Raw genomic sequence first — 16,807 nt, 5'->3', positions numbered from 1 at the left:
TATCTATGACTTACTCCGTGCTTCCAGAGAAGTTATACTCTCGCAGGGAGTCTCAGACAGCAAATTGTTGGTTATGGATAGAGTGTGTGCTACATCCAATGCTGAAACGGGTGAAGAGACAGAGCGGTTTAATCTTGCAAAACATCACCCAAGTTTCGATCTTCATCTACAATGCGCTTCTTCAAATACTCTTCTTTCGTACCATTGCAAATCCCCAAATCAAGCTCAAATAAAACAGAACATCAGTAATAGCATTAAACTGTTCGTCTGTCAGAGTATTCTCCTTGGTTTGATACCAATTAAAGTAGCGTGACTAAACAAAAATCTCCGGTATGAATACTCCCGCTTCGCTTTTTACAACTCCTAATTCAGCAAGTGTTTTGTCTGAGATCATTATTTCTCCTCCACAGTCTTTTCAATTTGAATAACAGTGAAGAGTTCATCCATTGTAATACTTAGATAGCCACAGACATTAGCTAATAAGGTCGCAGGAAATCGTGCATCCTCGATTTTTCCATCAACCATTTTGTAAATAGTTCCTATGCGCTCCCCTGTGTCTTTGGAGAGTCTATATGCAGTAACATTCTTCTCTTCGAGAATCGTTTTCAAATTACAAATTAAGGTGTAATTATTATCCACAGTTATTCCTCCCAAGTGTATTTCAAATCAACTATTGACATTAAACGTCTATAGTTTTATAGTGGGTATATAGATTATAGTCGTTTAACGACTATAAACATAAAACGATTATATCATCATGTTAAAGGATTGTATATACATATCCTTACTTTCCTATTGTCAAAAACCAATATTAGGAGGAAAAAATGGTCGGAATCGAAGTTGATACAATAAGAGGAATGTTATTAGAATTAGGATTTAAGGGTAGAATGTTGCACGATCTACGTGACATTATAGTAGATGAAGAAACATTGTACACATTCTATAACTTCATTATAAAAAACGAAGAGGAAGAGGGGAGAATAACCAGTCTGCTGCTTGTATACAAATTTAAGAAGCTCATGCAGGATAAGCAGTCATTTGCTGATTACCATGAATTTATTGAAGCTTACAACTCAATACATGAAGTATTTGAGAAAAAGAAAGTACTCGAACGATTGTTTTGTTCGGAATCAAATGATCTTATGAAATTAATACCTTGGCTTAATGCTGATATGATTTCACATAGAAAGCTGTATCAATTGGCTGTTGAGTATCGAAGCAAATACTCGGTTCGAGAGTCACTTTTTCTCATTGAAACTTTACACATGTAAGTGTAGACTCACCCATTTGGGGTGTTGTAAATGGGTGAGCTATTCATTCAAATTATCAAAAGTGCTTAAAACATCCTTGGCAAGCCTAAGAATCATTTGTACCTCAGCAGTCTGCCTTCCAGCTAATAATGAGTTAAGTGCTCCGATTAAAAGCCTTTTATCAGCCCGTTCTTCAATATCTTCTATTCCTTCAATTCGAAAAACCTCAATTGGACTTACATCTAAAGCGATAATCACTTTTTCCAGTGTTTCCATCGAGATGTTTCGTTCGCCGCGCTCAATATCTGAAATATATGTAACATGAATTCCACTTGTTTCCGATAAAGATTCTTGAGTGTAGCCTTTCTCTTTGCGTAACGTCCTGAGACGCTCACCAACGAGTTTTAAAAAATCAGAAGACATTCTTATCACTTCCCTTCCATACAAGCGTATGGAAGGAGTGTAGATTTTCACATAACCTTATATCAGAAGTTTAATTGAATTAATCGTATATATACGATACTATAATTTGGTATAGGACTTTACCACTAAGGAGGGCATACATGTGAGAATAAAGAACTACATGCTCGGCTTTACTTGTATTTGTTTGGTTCTATTGGGAACAGCATGTGAGTCAGAGAGCGATAAACGAAAGGCGAGAATTAAGCAGCTTGATAAGGAGATTAACCAACTAAAGAAAGAAACCGATTTAATGAATGATTATCTCGATGCTTGCGAAAAGGTAAGCAAGTGTTAAGGCATACTATAGATTTGGGGGTAATAAAATGTATCTTGGTTTTGGCGGCATATTAGCAGTCTTTGCTTTTATCATGTTCACCATAGTGCTTGGTGGTGGCGGTGACTCTCCAATTGTAGCGTGGATTCTGTTTTTTGGATTTGGAATTGGTTCGTGGTATTGCTATAAGAAGCATAAAGAACTTGAAGAAGAGAAAATGGCACAGAAGCGACAAGAAACGGATGACAGGCTAAAGCGTATCTCCAATCACAAATCGTCACAAAGATATACCTCAGCAAATGGAGATGTTACATTATCAATCGACGAGACGAATAAACAAATTTCATTCGTTTCCCTTAATTCATACAAAGATAAAGTATATAGTTATCATGACATTTTAAAGTCAGAGATTCTGACTGATGGTATTAGTGTTACGTCAACAAACAGGGGAAGTCAATTGGGCGGTGCTTTATTGGGTGGTTTACTTGCTGGCGGTGTTGGGGCATTGATTGGAGGACTTTCTGGCTCGACGACAAGTCAAGAAAAAGTGAAAAAGGTTGAATTGAACGTAATTGTTAATGATTCTGTAAATCCGATACATAAGATTGCATTTTTAGATTCGGAATTATCCGCATATGCAAAGGACAGTCAGGAATATAAAGATGGCTATAATACAGCATATCATTGCCATCAGTTAATCGGTGTTCTTATTAGACAAGCCGACGAGGAAGACAAGCAAAAAGAGACTTCAACGAGGAGCAATAATTCACAAGGTAACTTGTCAGTCGCTGATGAACTTAGAAAACTTGTCCGGCTAAAGGACGAGGGAATAATTAGCGGCGATGAATTTGAAGCACAGAAGAAAAAGTTGATAGGTTAATGTGAAAAATCCCAACCAGATTTGTTGGTTGGGATTGAAGCGGTATTAACTCAAAATACAGACCGATTTTTTGCATAAGGATGCTGCTCTCTTTCTGATAGGGCGATTTGTTGCTCTACACGATTGTCATCTAGATACTTGAAAATCCATCCACATACATGTGCGAGTCGGCCATTAAGTACGTCATAAATTTTGTTCATGCTCACGAACAGAGTCCTTGATGTTTCTGATTGTGATGCAAATTCGCACTGCTCTCCTGTGTCCAAATGAGTAGCGGCTATTGGTTTGCTGTTCTTCTTGATTAACCCATGTGCAATTGCGTGAGCAATATTTTCTCTAGGTGTCATCCAATTAAGATTTTTCAATCTATTGTCCAACTTATTTCCATTTTCATGGTTGACTTGCTCTTTGTTCTCTGGATTAGGGATGAATGCAATTGCTACTAACCTATGAATAGTTATCCTCTTTTTCTGACCTTTCTTAGACAGAGTGACCCTTTGGTAACTATCTCTTTGAATTTGTGGTTTTAGAATCTTCTCTTTGCTTGTATCACTACTGCTAAGACGCTTGACTCGTCCAAGATTTGATACCTCATATAACCCCTCATAGCCTACTACCGGCAGCCATTCTTCACCTTGTAAATCTTCCATTTGATTCAGTTTGTTGATTGTCATGATAACCATCTCCTGCTTGCCGAATTGAGGAGAGAACGACAAATAACCCTTGCCATTATGGGCAAAGGGTTATTTGTAATCACTCTTTGAAAAGGGGTATGCACCTCTTTTCTTTCTCACTTCTAAAAGAGTCGAAAACATCATGTGTTCAGTTGATTTGGCGAATATGATTTTTTATGAGGTGCGTGTGTTTTTAACTTGGTTTTGTATAGCTATAATTAGGAAGATAAATTGTTTGCTGTTATATCAAAGTGAGATTAAATGACTTGCTCTCAGCAAGTGACTAATTACATTTTACGATACGAAGAGGTATCAGCGAATACGTAAGTCATGTGTGATATTTAAAAGCTTTTCAAACAGTTTAAGACATTTTAAAAGAAATGTACGGGGCAGGGCAGTCTTATTTCGCACTTCACTCTTTGTCCGAGTTATCGGAAGCCATACAAGAGAGGACACATCACTTTTCCCATAACTACAATTATGTGAAAAGACTTGACAAAGGGGAGGGGGATGGTTTACAGATAAAAACCAAATTTTTCCATTTTAGAAGTGCCGAACACATATATCCAGACTTCCGACCTCGATTCTACGAGTGGTTCATTCTCTAAAACCTCGCTCGTATCCACGATAAGGCTCTATCGTAAATCTAGCTAAGTTATACTGGCTTTGACCTCGATGTTTTGGAGGGGGTTCAAGTCTTTCCAGTGATGTGTCTCCTATTTAGGCATCTGCCTTTCCTGAAAACCCCCTCCACACTAAATCTGAGGGGATATTGGAAACCATTAAATACACAAACACAGCTATTTTTAGAGTTTGGTCTTATAAAGGATTTACGAAAAAAGTTACCTAACTTAGAAATGAATCATAGCCCACGATTCTATGCAAAAGAACCAATTAAAGGTATGACGAGATTTGATGGGGAAGACTATACAGGGACATTCTACTCGTTTCAAAATACACATAAAATAGATGTGGGGAAATTCATCAAAATAATTTCTGACAAAAAGCTTGGACATGTTGGTCTGTATATATATGGTTACATCAGTATGATGTGTGACAAATTTCCCAAGTACAGAATCACAAACGAAGAACTTGCTGAAATGGTGGGGTGTAGTGAAAGAACTGTTAAATCCTATATGGTTAAACTTGAGAAATTAGGTGTAATTCAAAGTACAAAGTTCACATTAAACAACAAGACACAAAAATACTATTCACTGTGACGACAGTAGACCATAAAGGTGAGTTTGAGTCTAATAGGCTCTCAGGCGAACGGAAGTGTCTTTGTTCGCTCTCGCAGGAGGCGAGTAGAGTGATTGGAGGGTTCGGAAATAAAATCGATCTGAGACGACGTGAATGGGATTAAAATCGAATGACGGTACTTTCTTTGGTATATGAAAAAATGAAAAATCCAAAAGTAAGGAATTTTGCCCCCTTTATAAATAGAATTAATATATATAATATATACTATAAATAAGTATATATTATAATTATACTATCAAATTATAAAGCGTGCAAAATTCCTTACTTTTAGGAATTTCACTTTTAAAGGGTAGCCGCTCGGCTACCCTTTATTGATAATCCTTAATAATTCATATTGTGCGCTATTACTCATCTGAGATATTGCTTTGATTAACTGTTCATGAGAAAGGTGATAAAGAGGGGGAATAACCCTCTATAATGCCCTGTGGCTGTGCTTTGCAGGAAATCATGCTCTGCAACCAAGGTTGTGAAAGTTTAAAACCTTTGCAAGCTTAAAGAACTTTAAACGAGATTAAAACAATTTAAAGGTAGCATGACTCGCAAAATGAGAACTTTTAGATTACCTTTAACGCCGTTTAAAGCTTTTAAATGTTTAAAACCAGTAACCGAATGCAGTGTATTTAGTTACTAAAGAAAGTTATCCTCTCTAAAATGTACGGTTTACGGCATATATAATATTCATTATAACCATAGTTAAATACAGAAATATATCTACAATATTATGTATACACCGCAGATCGCACGTAATTTTTTTTTTTTATTATCCCTGCCAAAACGCTTAACTTTTTAAGCTGCCATCACTTAATTAGTTAAGAAGACAATTTTTTGGGGGGGAGTTACAGAATGCAATTTGAGTTCAGTGTAAGGCAAGGTTATCAGTTGTTGAGAAAGCAACAGAAAATAAAATTAAAAGAATTGGCATCAAAGATCGGGGTATCGATTCCTATGCTGTCAATGTATGAGAACGAAATTGTGAATCTATCTAAGGAAAAAGAAAAACAATATCGAGAATATATTATTGGTGCGGTTGGGAACACAGGGGAGGGGGAATTGTGAGTAATGCTTTAGTGTTTCAGACAAGAGAGCAAGTTTTTGTTTCTGCGGATTCTGCGGTCTCAGTATCAATCGGTGGAGTGATATATAGGGATGCAGGAACAGAAGCCCAGAAGCTATTTCATGTTGATAATTCTATTATTTTCTGTAGTGGGGAGTTAGACTACTGCTACAAACTTATGGAAGCGTATAGGTTACAAAAAGACAGAAATATAGACTCAATACGTAATTTGATATATCAAAGTTATACAAATGAAGCTATAGATATTGTTATCGCAGAGTATGTTGGAGAGCAAACCCAAGTAACTCAGCTATCTCCTTATAATGATTTTAATCCAGTAGTTATTACTGATTTGCCTGTGGGCGCGGTGAATATTATTTCAGCCGGTATTCGCACAAAAGAAGCTCATGAAATCTCATATGAGTATCTAATGCAAGGGAATAAATTGGAGAATATATATAAGGATACTTATAATCAAATAAGCTTTGAGGGTATTGGTGGAAGGTTGTATGTGTATAGAGTTAGTAAGAATGGTGTGCAATTGCATTTAACGCATCAGATTGTAGAGCCAACTGATATGAGGATATTCAGCATCGACGTTCTCAAAGACTTTTATCATAAACAGCAGAAACACTGTATCGTTGGTGAGCGAATCTACGGAAAAGTTTTTATGGGTACGAATCTTGCGCTGGAAGACGAGGATGGAGTTCTCAAGTTTCAAGGATCAAAGGGCGAGATATTTGATCGCAACGGAACATTGGTAACGAAGCTCGGTTTGGTTGACGAAAATCCTGATGTGTTTGGATTGTGGTCGTTTAACGATATAACTAGAGTCAAGGTGGACGATAAAGAGGGCTTTGTAATCGACAGAGCTACAACAGACCTTAACAAATATCCTGATGGCTGGCAAAAGATAATGTGGGCTAATCCTAGTGATGGAACTCTATACACCCACGATCTGGTGGCAGAGAACATTAAAATTGTGAACGACATAGGTAAAACGATCCTTGATGCTGAAAATCAGTATTTGGATATTGGTGACTTTAAAGATATCGTAATGGATAACAAACTGACTACTTTGGAAAAGATGCAGATCATCACAGAGTTGTATAAGATCGAAGCTGGCTACCATAGAATGCTTGAGCAAGCAGATGAATATAAGCGATCTCAGCGCGATGACATCTTTGATATGGATGCTCAGTTTTTTACCAAATCGCCAAGCGTCATTGATTTATATTCAACAACCCCTCTAACAAATGCCTATTTCGATTTACTTAATTACATGTCAATGTATATTGACATAACAATACAAGCTCCGCTGAACATAAATGTCAGCTCCCCTAAAACAGAACAAACAAGCGAAATTCCTGATCGTTCTGAATTCATTTTAAAGTTCAAAACATATTACGACGAAGAGAAGAATTTGAGAAACAAGATTGAGGATGCACAGTTCTATTCGGGTCTTAATATGGGTCAGTACTACAATAACGTTGTAATTGGCGAATATGGTTTTATTGCTCTAAGAAGCGATGGAAAGTACCGATCTGTTTTGAACGCTACAAATGGTTTAGCGCTACAAAAATGGGAGCGAAACCAGTGGGTTAATAAGGTGTATGCTTCAATTGGAAATTCTTCATACGAAGATGGAACACTCATTGCAGAAGATTTGGTTGCAAAACGTTTACGCATTGAAACTAAAGCTGGTAACGTTCTGCTTGACGCTGACGCTTTGAATTTCGACTTCTCTGTGTTGGATTCGATCATCATAGATGATGTTATTGTGTCTACTGAAAAAATCACTTTAGCTAATAACTATAAGAGTATTACGAAACAGTATTCGACCCTAAAAGAGCAAATTAACGACTACGTAAACACAATTTATAATGACAGGGATTCTTCTTATTACGGTTTAAATGATGCTAGAAATCAACTACAAGCCGCAGGGAATGAACTGACATCAACTTATAATTCTCTGACCACTTATATGGCTCCTATTTTTGCCGATATGAATAGAACTACTCACATAGTATCTGATCTTGGCTCTACCAGATACCAGTTCCATCTAGTGTGGGAAAACTTTTATAAGTCATACGAAAGTGCTAGAGCGAAACTTGCAGACTTCCTTGAGAAGTCTTCTTTGCAGTTGGGTAGAAACTATAACAACACTGTTATTGACGCTGAGAATGGCATTGTGGTTACGAGAGGTAACATGATGAACCGAACAACACTGAATGCTACTGAGGGTATCAAGATCGAAAAGAATGTTGGCTCTGCTGGCTCTCCTCTATGGGAGAAAAGATTCTACGTTGATCTCGACGGAAATCTCTTTGCTGATGAGTTAAGCACAAGAAGACTTCGGATTCTTGATGGTAAGCTTGGTGATGCTATCATTCTCGATTGGGAAGATGGTATTACGATCAATGGTCAGAATGGTGAACAAATCAGATTGAATGCGAATGAAGGTATAGCTATTGATGTAAATGGCGAGCCGAGATTTTGGATTCATAATGACGGAACGCTGAGAGCTAAACGTTTGATTATATCTGATGACGATATTGATCCAATAGAGCTTCCAGATGGATCGTTTATTTCTAAGCTTGCCGTTAATGAAGTAAGAACAATGAACGGTAATCAAGCTCAAGACTATATTCACATCAAAGAAAATTTCTTTAAATTCTATACTGGTATTGGTGATACAACTACAGACTTGGAAAAATTAAGTTTCCACATTGAAGGAGAGGGGCATGATGGTCATGCTGTTATTAAGTTGGGTATTGGTAGTAGCTTAACTTCTGATAATGAAGTTGGTTTCATAAGAAAAGATCATGATGCTTTCAAGTTTGATTACAAAGCTCCGGGAGGATACACAAGAAGGTTTTGGATGAATAACGATGTTGGTACTGGAAGTTGGGGCGCTGAACTTGAGTCTGTTGGTGCTGGTATTAAACTATACACCAATGGTCACACAATTAGATTAGAGGCGAATGCAAGCAACTACATCGAAGTCACACCAACTGGTGTCAAAATAGTAGGGACAAGAATTGATCTAAATTAATAATGTATAAGAATGGTATTATCTTACCATTCCGAATTATTTAGAAATAACATAAGTCAATTGACCTTCTCAGTAAGTTAAAAGAGCTTCGGCATCACTAAGACAGGCCGAGAGAACCTAACTCATTACCGCAGCTAGGTTCACCTACTTAAAGAAAAAGTAGACCGTCCCGTGACAAGGATAGCGGTCTACCTTTTCTGATCGTATCACCTTACACACAGCCAACCGTCTTTTACGCGGTAAGATCATGTGCGGAGTCGGAGTGTTGTCAGCACTTCGGCTCTTTAATAAGTTTACCATAAATCGTTTATTCCAATCAAAACTATAATCTTAGATATATATTACGATTGTGATTAACTTAGACCCTTCTCAAAAAGATAAGCAACTAATTTTTCGGTCTGTGTGAGGTAGAAATAGGAATTAACACAACGTACTAAGCATCCCTGAGTTTAGACAGAAATTATAAAGAAATACTTAGTTATTTGATTATTCTTTAGCTGCTTACTGGACACTTTTTGGTTTTCTCCTACTTTTTGTATGTAAAGTGTGGGATTTTAAAGTATATCTGTATAGATATATAGGAAGATTCAATGTTTCCGGGGTTGGTCTACAGTTTATACTAACGCTTCGAACTAAACAATCGACCAAATTAAAATATGCCAATTCTCTAATTAGAAAAACGACGATACAAAAGGGGATACATCAATTTTAAAGGTTTTAAAGCTTTCAAAGCTTTTAAGTACTTTGAAATGATTTTAGAGTACTTTGAAACCTTTAAAAGGTATAAAATTCTTTAAAAGCTATTTTAAAGCCGCACACTGGAATAAACGTTTTACATGACACTATATAAAGTGAACCACCCTCCGGAAATCGGAGGGTTTTTATTTTGCTGGTCATATCACAGGTTCACAAAGACATGAAAGGGAGATGATTTGTATGAATGACAAGCAATTGCGAGAAGCACTGTTCAGATTACAGCAGAAGTTCGGAACGCCAACTACTTTCATTGCTAAAAGTGTAGGAGTTTCGAGGGAGCATTTGTCCAGATGGCTTCACAATGAGTCTTATGTAATTTCAAATGAGCTTAAAACTAAACTAAAACAATTCATTAAAGGAGAGATATAAAAATGACAACTGTAAATGTTATTGATGCGCCTTGCGGCTATGGTAAGACCTCTTGGGCTATCCAGTACATGAACTCAGTTCCGCTGGATGAGTACAAATTCATTTATGTAACCCCATTTCTTAATGAGGTTACTAGAGTAAAAGAATTAGTAACAACTAGAACTTTCTATGAACCACATGATGAAGGTGGCGACACTAAACTTGATGATTTACACAGATTACTTGGTGAGGGGAAAGATATTTGTACTACACACAATCTATTTATGAGAGCAGATGAACACACAAGAGAACTACTTGTAAATAATAAATATATTCTCATACTTGACGAGGTTCTGAATGTTATTAAGCAAGTAGAATTAAAGAAAAATGACTTAGAGCTATTAGAGAAGGCTGGCGCAATTAGTTATGATAAGAGAGAGAATGGAATCGAATACATTCAGTGGCATGAACATATAAACCATGATAGTAGATTCAATGATATAAAAAGGATGGCTCTTTCTAATTCTTTACTACATTACCAAAAATCAGCCTTAATATGGTCTTTTCCTGTAGAAATTTTCAGCTTGTTTCAAGAGGTTTATATCCTAACATATCTATTTAAAGGTCAGCTTCAAAGATATTATTTTGATTTATACCAATTAAAATATAAATACTTATCAGTTGTATTTTTTAATGGAGTGTATGAACTTGTACCATATGAAAACAGAAAAAAGTTAGATAAAACCTTATTGGCTGAGAATATGGAGATATATGAAGGTGATTTAAATGATATAGGAAATAAAAACAGTGCTTTGTCGTATAGCTGGTACGGAAACGCTAAGAATAAAAAAGATTGTGAAGTATTGAGAAAAAATGCTTATAACTATCTCACAAATAAGAAAAAGGCAAATAACAGCAATGCGCTTTGGACAACGTATAAGGGTGGCAATAAAGAGAAATTTAAAAAGCTTGTTGCACCAAAATCATTTGCAGATTCTTATATTTCAGTTACGTCAAGAGCGACTAATAATTATAGAGAGAAGTACAATCTTGTGTATTTAGCCAACAGGTATATGAGACCGATAGAAGTGGGTTTCTTTAGACAGATGGGCATTACAGTGGATACAGACGCTTGGGCGCTATCAGAACTGATACAATGGATTTGGAGAAGTCGCATTCGTGAAGGCAAATCAATAAGTATCTATATACCTAGTAGTCGAATGCGTGGGTTATTACGAAGATATCTATCTAGTGAAGATTTTGAAGAAGCACCAATGAATGCAATCATAAACGAGTCACCAAATGACTGGCATTTATAATAGGTTAGGCAATCAGACTGCCTAAGTACCCTCAAGAATCCTTGTAAAATCAGGTGTTTTTTGAATTTTCCTTAATAGAAAGTAATAATAAATAATTCTAGTTGTGACTATCAAAGATTTAACTTTGACGAGTCGATGAGCGGAGCGAAACGACTCGTAGACAAGGACAAACGCGAAGCGTTTGCCGCGTCAGGAACTTATATCCAGAGTACTTTCTTTGGCATTACTATAAATAATATAGTTATTAACATAAATATAGCTAAATATCATGTTCTGTGTTAATATAACAGTAAATAACTTTTCAAAGGAAAAGAGATGTGCCAAATATGAACCTACTGTTACAATTAACTCAGGAGTCAAACATAATACTATCTGACAAAAAGCAGAGTAGCTACCTATAAGCTACTCTGCTTTTTTTTAGTACTTTCTTTGGCATTCATCGAAGGGAGAGGATGTGAGCGGTCAAAAAATAAAGCAATTAATATGTCAAACGGAGGTTCGAAGATGATAAACTTTCCATGTTCAACCGATGGTACTCCGCTGTTTGAGCTGATTGGTAAAGAAGTTGAGGTGACTTGCGTTATTGATAAAAAACCAAGCTACTTAAAAGCAGAGTATGATTCTAAACGTATATCTGGTCATCGGAAACCTGAGATACTTTGGGATATCGAATATATTCCTCTAACTGGAGACTACAAAATTATCATTATCATTGTACATCAGCCAAAAAGATTTGATACTGACGTTTCGTCTTACAACGATCATCGACTTTATGTATGTAACTATTCCAATGTAAAGGTGAGCCAAGTTATGGGTGGCAGAATCCTGAATCTTCACACACCTGAATGGCATGAATCACTTAACTATTTTCGTCAATACACAGAGGAAATACAAGATAGAATTGAAACGCTTGAGGATGAGCTAGATGAGAAATAACTAAACTGTTCATTCTCGATAGAATCGATATTTTATTGAAGACTATTTTAAAAAAGGAGCGGGAAAAAATGAGTGAAAATAAACGAGATTATAGAGATGGAAGTCTTTTCAGTTTGGAAAAGGTAATCATGAGTTCAGTGAAAGACAGGGTGAATTATCAGAAGAGATTGGATGATTTTACAGGTAGACAAAGCGCACTGATTGGCAAAAAATCGGAGGTTCGGTATTGTTGGAAATGTAATGGTACTGAGATACTGTACCAAGAGGAAGAGTTACCTTTAATCACAAAAAACAAGCGCTTCAAAAGTGCAAAATTAATTACAGCTATTTGTTCGAAGTGTGGGGAAAAGTATTATAACAGAAAAGAGACGAAACAGTTAGAAGAAATAGATAAAATAATTAACTCTTACTCTTGTGAAGGGAATAATGCTGTTGTACATAGTGTTAGTTACTGCGAAGTTTGTGAATCTGATAATATTGATAATGTTGAGTTGGAAGTATACCTTTTATCAAAAGACTCTAAAATCATAACTGTTACCATACAAGAGGATTATTGTACTAGATGTAGTGCAGTTTACTATGCTGATGAAGGCGACCAGATGGCAATGGAACATCTTAAATATTTTTTTCTGACACAATAATGAGTTAAGGGAAACCAAAGCGATTCAACGTAAGCTAAAACAGCTTAAAGAAGATGATACTGAACAATCTATACATGGGCGCCTAAAATCAAATCTATTGAACACAGAGGGAAATACTGCATATTAAATACTAATATGATATAAAGCAGAAGGCACTGCTAGAATCGATATTGATTGAGATAAAGGAGCAGTAAGATGTCTGAAAATATAGCAAGACAAGCCCAATATAGTTTGGAAATAATATTAAAGCTTCTAAACCAAGTCAATGTCTCTTGTTTCGAAAAATACATTGCTGGGCAAAATCCGCAGGATGCGATGAATAACCTCGTCATTGTAAACGAGGATAATAAGATGACCATTGAATGGGTGGAGGCTAGATATTCAAATTTAGTGAGAAGTTCACTGAACGCTGTAGTTAGGATTACTGTTGATCTTTTGGATATTAAAAATAAAGAGAAATATCCTGAACCCATGGAGGAGATAAACTTAATAGATTTTTTGAATATGAATCAACAAAAGATTGCTCGTAATAATGCTCTTTTCAAGAAAAGACACTCAAAGAGTGATTATAAAGAGGATTTAGTGAATCTAATAAGTTGCTCATGTGGTTGTGATGATGTTCATAATGCTTTAATTCCTTTAGACTTTCCAGATCAAGAGTCAATTTTAGGTATTACAGTAGAAGGTGCTGTTTGCTCGCTGTGTAAAGAACAATACTTTTTACAAAGTACTGTAAAGAATCTCGCAATAATTGAGGGTGTTTTGCTTCAGAATAAAGCATAGATAGGGTGAGGGGAATATTGAATAAGGAATATATAATTCAAGAAAAGCTTGATCTGCTTTTAGAGAGTTTTAGTACGTTGAATGACAAAGTTAATTTAGCCTTGAGCTATAATGAAGAAAGATTGACTGCGATAGAAAGATTAATGTGGAAAATAGAAAGGAAGTTAATAGATCAGAATAAAGTCTTAGGCTTGTTAGCAAAGGATGAACTAATAGATCGGTTGGTAACAATGAAATATCATAATGATCGAATAGAACCAATGCACTTACAGAGTGAAGAGTATCAGAGGTCAAGTATTGAAGCTATGTATGATGACGATGAACATGATTGATTTAGTTACGTACAATATTGTGACGTAGAACTTCTCAATTCGTTTTGTCATTATAAGATAAGTATCCTATGAAGGCTTACGCTAAAATGGGGTACTTTTTTTGAAAAAAAGTGCGTATACAAGAGCTAGCAAATAAAGAATATAATAGTCGAGATATAATAGAAAAAGTAAATATATTTGGAGAAAGGTTTGAACTTTAGGAGTAATAGAGACCTTTGCCCAAAATGAATTCTGAGGTAAAATTAAGGTTAAATCCGAGAAATTTAGCAAATGCATAGTGATTTTTCGAACATCTTTTGCAAAGGTGGTTGTTATAATGAAGTTTTATGTTAGAGGTAAGATTGATTCAAGTAAGAATGACATCTTCCCATGTATAGTTCTAATCCCTAGTACTTGGAATGATTATGGTTATGAGACTTCCTTTAATTCGTATCTATATTTTCAATACGGTTTGTCACAAGAATTAGGTAAAGTTAAAATCCTTCATAAACTGTTTCAAAATACAAGGTATCACATCGATTCTGAGTTTCTTGGTCTGAGTGAATTCTATATTTCTTTGGGACAGTCTATGGAGTACTATAGCATCCTTGGTAAATTACCAAGGGAATTATCTCGTGATATTCTAACTTCACTCAGAGATATTGCTTATAACAACGAATTGTATGAATTATTTCCTGATAAGGAAGGAATATCAGATTCTTTATTAAGGTCAAGTGAAGCAAGAAAGACTTTCAATTCAGCTATGCAATTCTTTGGCGCTCAAAAAAAGAAAGAAGTTTTCGTATTCAATTATAAATATTGCCCCCCTTATTCAAATGAAAAAGTTACTTTGAAATTTGATTTTTCTGAGAATGAATTTTTGCCAAATAGAGCCCATGTTTTGGTTGGGAAGAATGGCTGTGGGAAGACTCAATTTATGGCAGGCTTTGCAAACTCTCTTTGTGGCGGTGTGGACAGCAAAGAATATAGCAGTGATGCATTTGATGAAATGCCTTTGTTCAGTAAAGTTATAGGAGTTTCATTTAGTGCTTTTGATGAATTTAAAAAACCGCATCAAAATGAAAATAAAAATATTAAAGGTTCAGAATCCGAACAATTGAATAACTACATATATTGTGGGATACAAGGAAAAGATGAAAAAACACTTTCTCTTAAAGAATTAAGTTATTTCGGAGAGATGCGTTTAAAAGAATTAATGAAAGACACTGAAAGGTTTTTTGCATGGAAAAATATTATGCTGAATGTATTAGAGGAAGAATTCAAAAATCTTGTAGATGAACCAGAGAATATTTTTCGTGCTAAACTTAGTTCAGGACAAAGCATTTTAATATACACAATGACAAATGTTATCTCTAATATAGAAGAGGAATCCATTTTATTGTTTGACGAGCCAGAGCTTCATTTGCACCCAAATGCAATATCAAATTTGATGAGGATGTTATCGGAACTATTAGCGAAGTACAACTCATATGCGATTATTTCAACACACTCCCCATTGATAATTCAGGAAGTACCATCTCGGAATATAACTAAATTCACAAGAGTGAATAATGCATTGTCTATAGATGAACTCACAATTGAATCTTTCGGGGAGAATTTATCGTCATTAAACGAAGAAGTATTCAATATTAAAGATGTAGAAAGTAACTATAAAACGATTCTGAGAAACGCCGTTATTAAAGATGGACGTAATTCCGAAGATATTAAGAAACTTTTTCCGCTCGGACTCAGTTATAACGCAATGATTTATTTGAATATAGTGCATAAAAATCAACAGAGGAATATATAATGAGAAATTTATTGAGAATATCTGAATTTTTACCTCAAGAGATTTACAATATGATTGTCTCTAAAAAAAGGAATCCATACAAAGATATTCTATTCCTACACGATGACAACTTGGATGCTACAAGTTGTATTCAAAATAGAGTTATGAAAAGATATGAAGAATACATAGTAAATTCAAATGAATTATCGGTTATTACAGAGGATGAATTTTCTGTACATGAACGAAATTGTTTGTTGAATTGTTACACATCTGACTCACAAGCTATGAGATGGTTATATAACAATGTATTTGATATTCAAGATATCTTTAATAAAGACAAATGCCCCTATTGCGGTATTAATTCACCAAGTACTAGAGACCACTACTTGCCCAAGGAATTATTTCCGGAGTATTCTATTTTGAGCTATAATTTAATTCCATGTTGTGGAGATTGCAATTCTTATAAAGGAAGTCGCTGGAAAGATGAAATTACAGGTAGAAGACTTTTCATCAACTTCTATTTTGATCGAATTCCAAGTGATATATTTCTGACTGCTAATATATCAATTAATGATGGAATTCCTTTAGTAGAAATAAATCTTACACCACCAAACGAAGATGAGATTTACTTTATTATACGGTCCCATTTTAAATTATTAAAAGTGATTGAAAGAATAGAGTATCAAGTTAATAGTTACGTATTTGGGATTTTTAATAATAACCAATCATCATTACAGCAAGGATTGACCAGAGTTGACTTAAAACAAAACATGGTGATAGATATTGGAAACATCGAGAAAAACCACGGTGTAAATTATTGGAAGGCTGTGGTGAGTAGGGGAATCTTAGAATGTGATTATTTTTTTGAATTATAAGATAATATTATGTAAAACTATTTCAATAAGTTCCCCTGTCAAGAGTCTTAGAATTTTGCCTATTGAACTTTTAGTTGAGATTTTGTATATTATTCCTAATGTAGTATAAAGAAAGCAGAAGCACTGCTATTTCTTGGACG

At 35.2% G+C, this 16,807-nt stretch carries 17 protein-coding genes; 14 read left to right on the top strand and 3 right to left on the bottom strand.

Annotation, left to right across the window (positions count from 1 at the left end; translation table 11 throughout):
• Positions 1 to 393: 393 nt before the first annotated feature.
• Positions 394 to 639, bottom strand: coding sequence for a helix-turn-helix transcriptional regulator (locus tag MHH48_RS20750; RefSeq protein ID WP_076321807.1), 246 nt, complete (start codon positions 637 to 639; stop codon positions 394 to 396).
• A gap of 185 nt (positions 640 to 824) precedes the next feature.
• Between MHH48_RS20750 and MHH48_RS20745 the strand changes: the two genes are divergently transcribed.
• Positions 825 to 1,271, top strand: a complete 447-nt coding sequence (locus MHH48_RS20745; protein WP_076321806.1) for a hypothetical protein — start codon at positions 825 to 827, stop codon at positions 1,269 to 1,271.
• Between the two features lie 39 nt (positions 1,272 to 1,310).
• On the opposite strand, the gene MHH48_RS20740 is transcribed toward MHH48_RS20745, so the two are convergent.
• Positions 1,311 to 1,673: a helix-turn-helix transcriptional regulator gene (locus tag MHH48_RS20740; protein ID WP_076321805.1), complete on the bottom strand. Its 363-nt coding sequence runs from the start codon at positions 1,671 to 1,673 to the stop codon at positions 1,311 to 1,313.
• A gap of 142 nt (positions 1,674 to 1,815) precedes the next feature.
• On the opposite strand from MHH48_RS20740, the gene MHH48_RS20735 reads away from it, so the two are divergent.
• Both MHH48_RS20735 and MHH48_RS20730 read left to right on the top strand, forming a co-directional pair.
• On the top strand, positions 1,816 to 2,007 hold the full coding sequence (locus tag MHH48_RS20735) for a hypothetical protein (RefSeq protein WP_076321804.1): 192 nt from the start codon (positions 1,816 to 1,818) through the stop codon (positions 2,005 to 2,007).
• A 28-nt stretch (positions 2,008 to 2,035) separates the two neighbouring features.
• Positions 2,036 to 2,866 carry an SHOCT domain-containing protein gene (locus MHH48_RS20730; RefSeq protein ID WP_076321803.1) on the top strand — a complete coding sequence of 277 codons (831 nt, stop codon included), beginning with the start codon at positions 2,036 to 2,038 and terminating at the stop codon, positions 2,864 to 2,866.
• 50 nt (positions 2,867 to 2,916) lie between these two features.
• Here the strand turns inward: MHH48_RS20730 and MHH48_RS20725 are convergent, their stop codons facing one another.
• On the bottom strand, positions 2,917 to 3,540 hold the full coding sequence (locus MHH48_RS20725; RefSeq protein WP_076321802.1) for an NUMOD4 domain-containing protein: 624 nt from the start codon (positions 3,538 to 3,540) through the stop codon (positions 2,917 to 2,919).
• Positions 3,541 to 4,247: 707 nt separating this feature from the next.
• Here MHH48_RS20725 and MHH48_RS20720 point away from each other — a divergent pair.
• The 11 genes from MHH48_RS20720 to MHH48_RS20670 all read left to right on the top strand — a co-directional run bounded on the left by MHH48_RS20720 (position 4,248) and on the right by MHH48_RS20670 (position 16,667).
• Positions 4,248 to 4,760 (top strand): winged helix-turn-helix transcriptional regulator, encoded by a 513-nt coding sequence (locus MHH48_RS20720; RefSeq protein WP_256720499.1) that lies wholly within the window; start codon positions 4,248 to 4,250, stop codon positions 4,758 to 4,760.
• 883 nt (positions 4,761 to 5,643) lie between these two features.
• Positions 5,644 to 5,856: a helix-turn-helix transcriptional regulator gene (locus MHH48_RS20715; protein ID WP_076321801.1), complete on the top strand. Its 213-nt coding sequence runs from the start codon at positions 5,644 to 5,646 to the stop codon at positions 5,854 to 5,856.
• On the top strand, positions 5,853 to 8,909 hold the full coding sequence (locus MHH48_RS20710) for a hypothetical protein (protein WP_076321800.1): 3,057 nt from the start codon (positions 5,853 to 5,855) through the stop codon (positions 8,907 to 8,909). Before MHH48_RS20715 ends, MHH48_RS20710 begins: the two co-directional genes overlap by 4 nt.
• 936 nt (positions 8,910 to 9,845) lie before the next feature.
• Positions 9,846 to 10,034 carry a hypothetical protein gene (locus MHH48_RS20705; protein WP_076321799.1) on the top strand — a complete coding sequence of 63 codons (189 nt, stop codon included), beginning with the start codon at positions 9,846 to 9,848 and terminating at the stop codon, positions 10,032 to 10,034.
• A gap of 2 nt (positions 10,035 to 10,036) precedes the next feature.
• Positions 10,037 to 11,332 carry a DEAD/DEAH box helicase family protein gene (locus tag MHH48_RS20700; protein ID WP_076321798.1) on the top strand — a complete coding sequence of 432 codons (1,296 nt, stop codon included), beginning with the start codon at positions 10,037 to 10,039 and terminating at the stop codon, positions 11,330 to 11,332.
• Between the two features lie 504 nt (positions 11,333 to 11,836).
• The gene (locus MHH48_RS20695) at positions 11,837 to 12,268 is read left to right on the top strand and encodes a hypothetical protein (RefSeq protein ID WP_076321797.1); all 432 of its coding nucleotides are present in this window, start codon (positions 11,837 to 11,839) and stop codon (positions 12,266 to 12,268) included.
• Positions 12,269 to 12,336: 68 nt separating this feature from the next.
• Positions 12,337 to 12,909, top strand: a complete 573-nt coding sequence (locus MHH48_RS20690) for a hypothetical protein (protein WP_076321796.1) — start codon at positions 12,337 to 12,339, stop codon at positions 12,907 to 12,909.
• 195 nt (positions 12,910 to 13,104) lie between these two features.
• Positions 13,105 to 13,692 (top strand): hypothetical protein, encoded by a 588-nt coding sequence (locus MHH48_RS20685; protein WP_076321795.1) that lies wholly within the window; start codon positions 13,105 to 13,107, stop codon positions 13,690 to 13,692.
• Positions 13,693 to 13,709: 17 nt separating this feature from the next.
• Positions 13,710 to 14,024, top strand: a complete 315-nt coding sequence (locus MHH48_RS20680; RefSeq protein ID WP_076321794.1) for a hypothetical protein — start codon at positions 13,710 to 13,712, stop codon at positions 14,022 to 14,024.
• 316 nt (positions 14,025 to 14,340) lie between these two features.
• A complete protein-coding gene (locus tag MHH48_RS20675; protein WP_076321793.1) occupies positions 14,341 to 15,813 on the top strand; it encodes an AAA family ATPase in 1,473 nt (490 codons plus the stop codon).
• Positions 15,813 to 16,667, top strand: a complete 855-nt coding sequence (locus MHH48_RS20670) for a hypothetical protein (RefSeq protein ID WP_076321792.1) — start codon at positions 15,813 to 15,815, stop codon at positions 16,665 to 16,667. The genes MHH48_RS20675 and MHH48_RS20670 overlap by 1 nt, the downstream gene beginning before the upstream one ends.
• The last annotated feature ends 140 nt before the right edge of the window (positions 16,668 to 16,807 follow it).

Origin of the sequence: Paenibacillus sp. FSL F4-0100 (genome assembly GCF_037993005.1) — a bacterium.
Lineage (GTDB): Bacteria > Bacillota > Bacilli > Paenibacillales > Paenibacillaceae > Paenibacillus_AQ.
The sequence above is the reverse complement of the archived record's forward strand: the minus strand, read 5'-3'. Positions and strand labels throughout refer to the sequence as shown.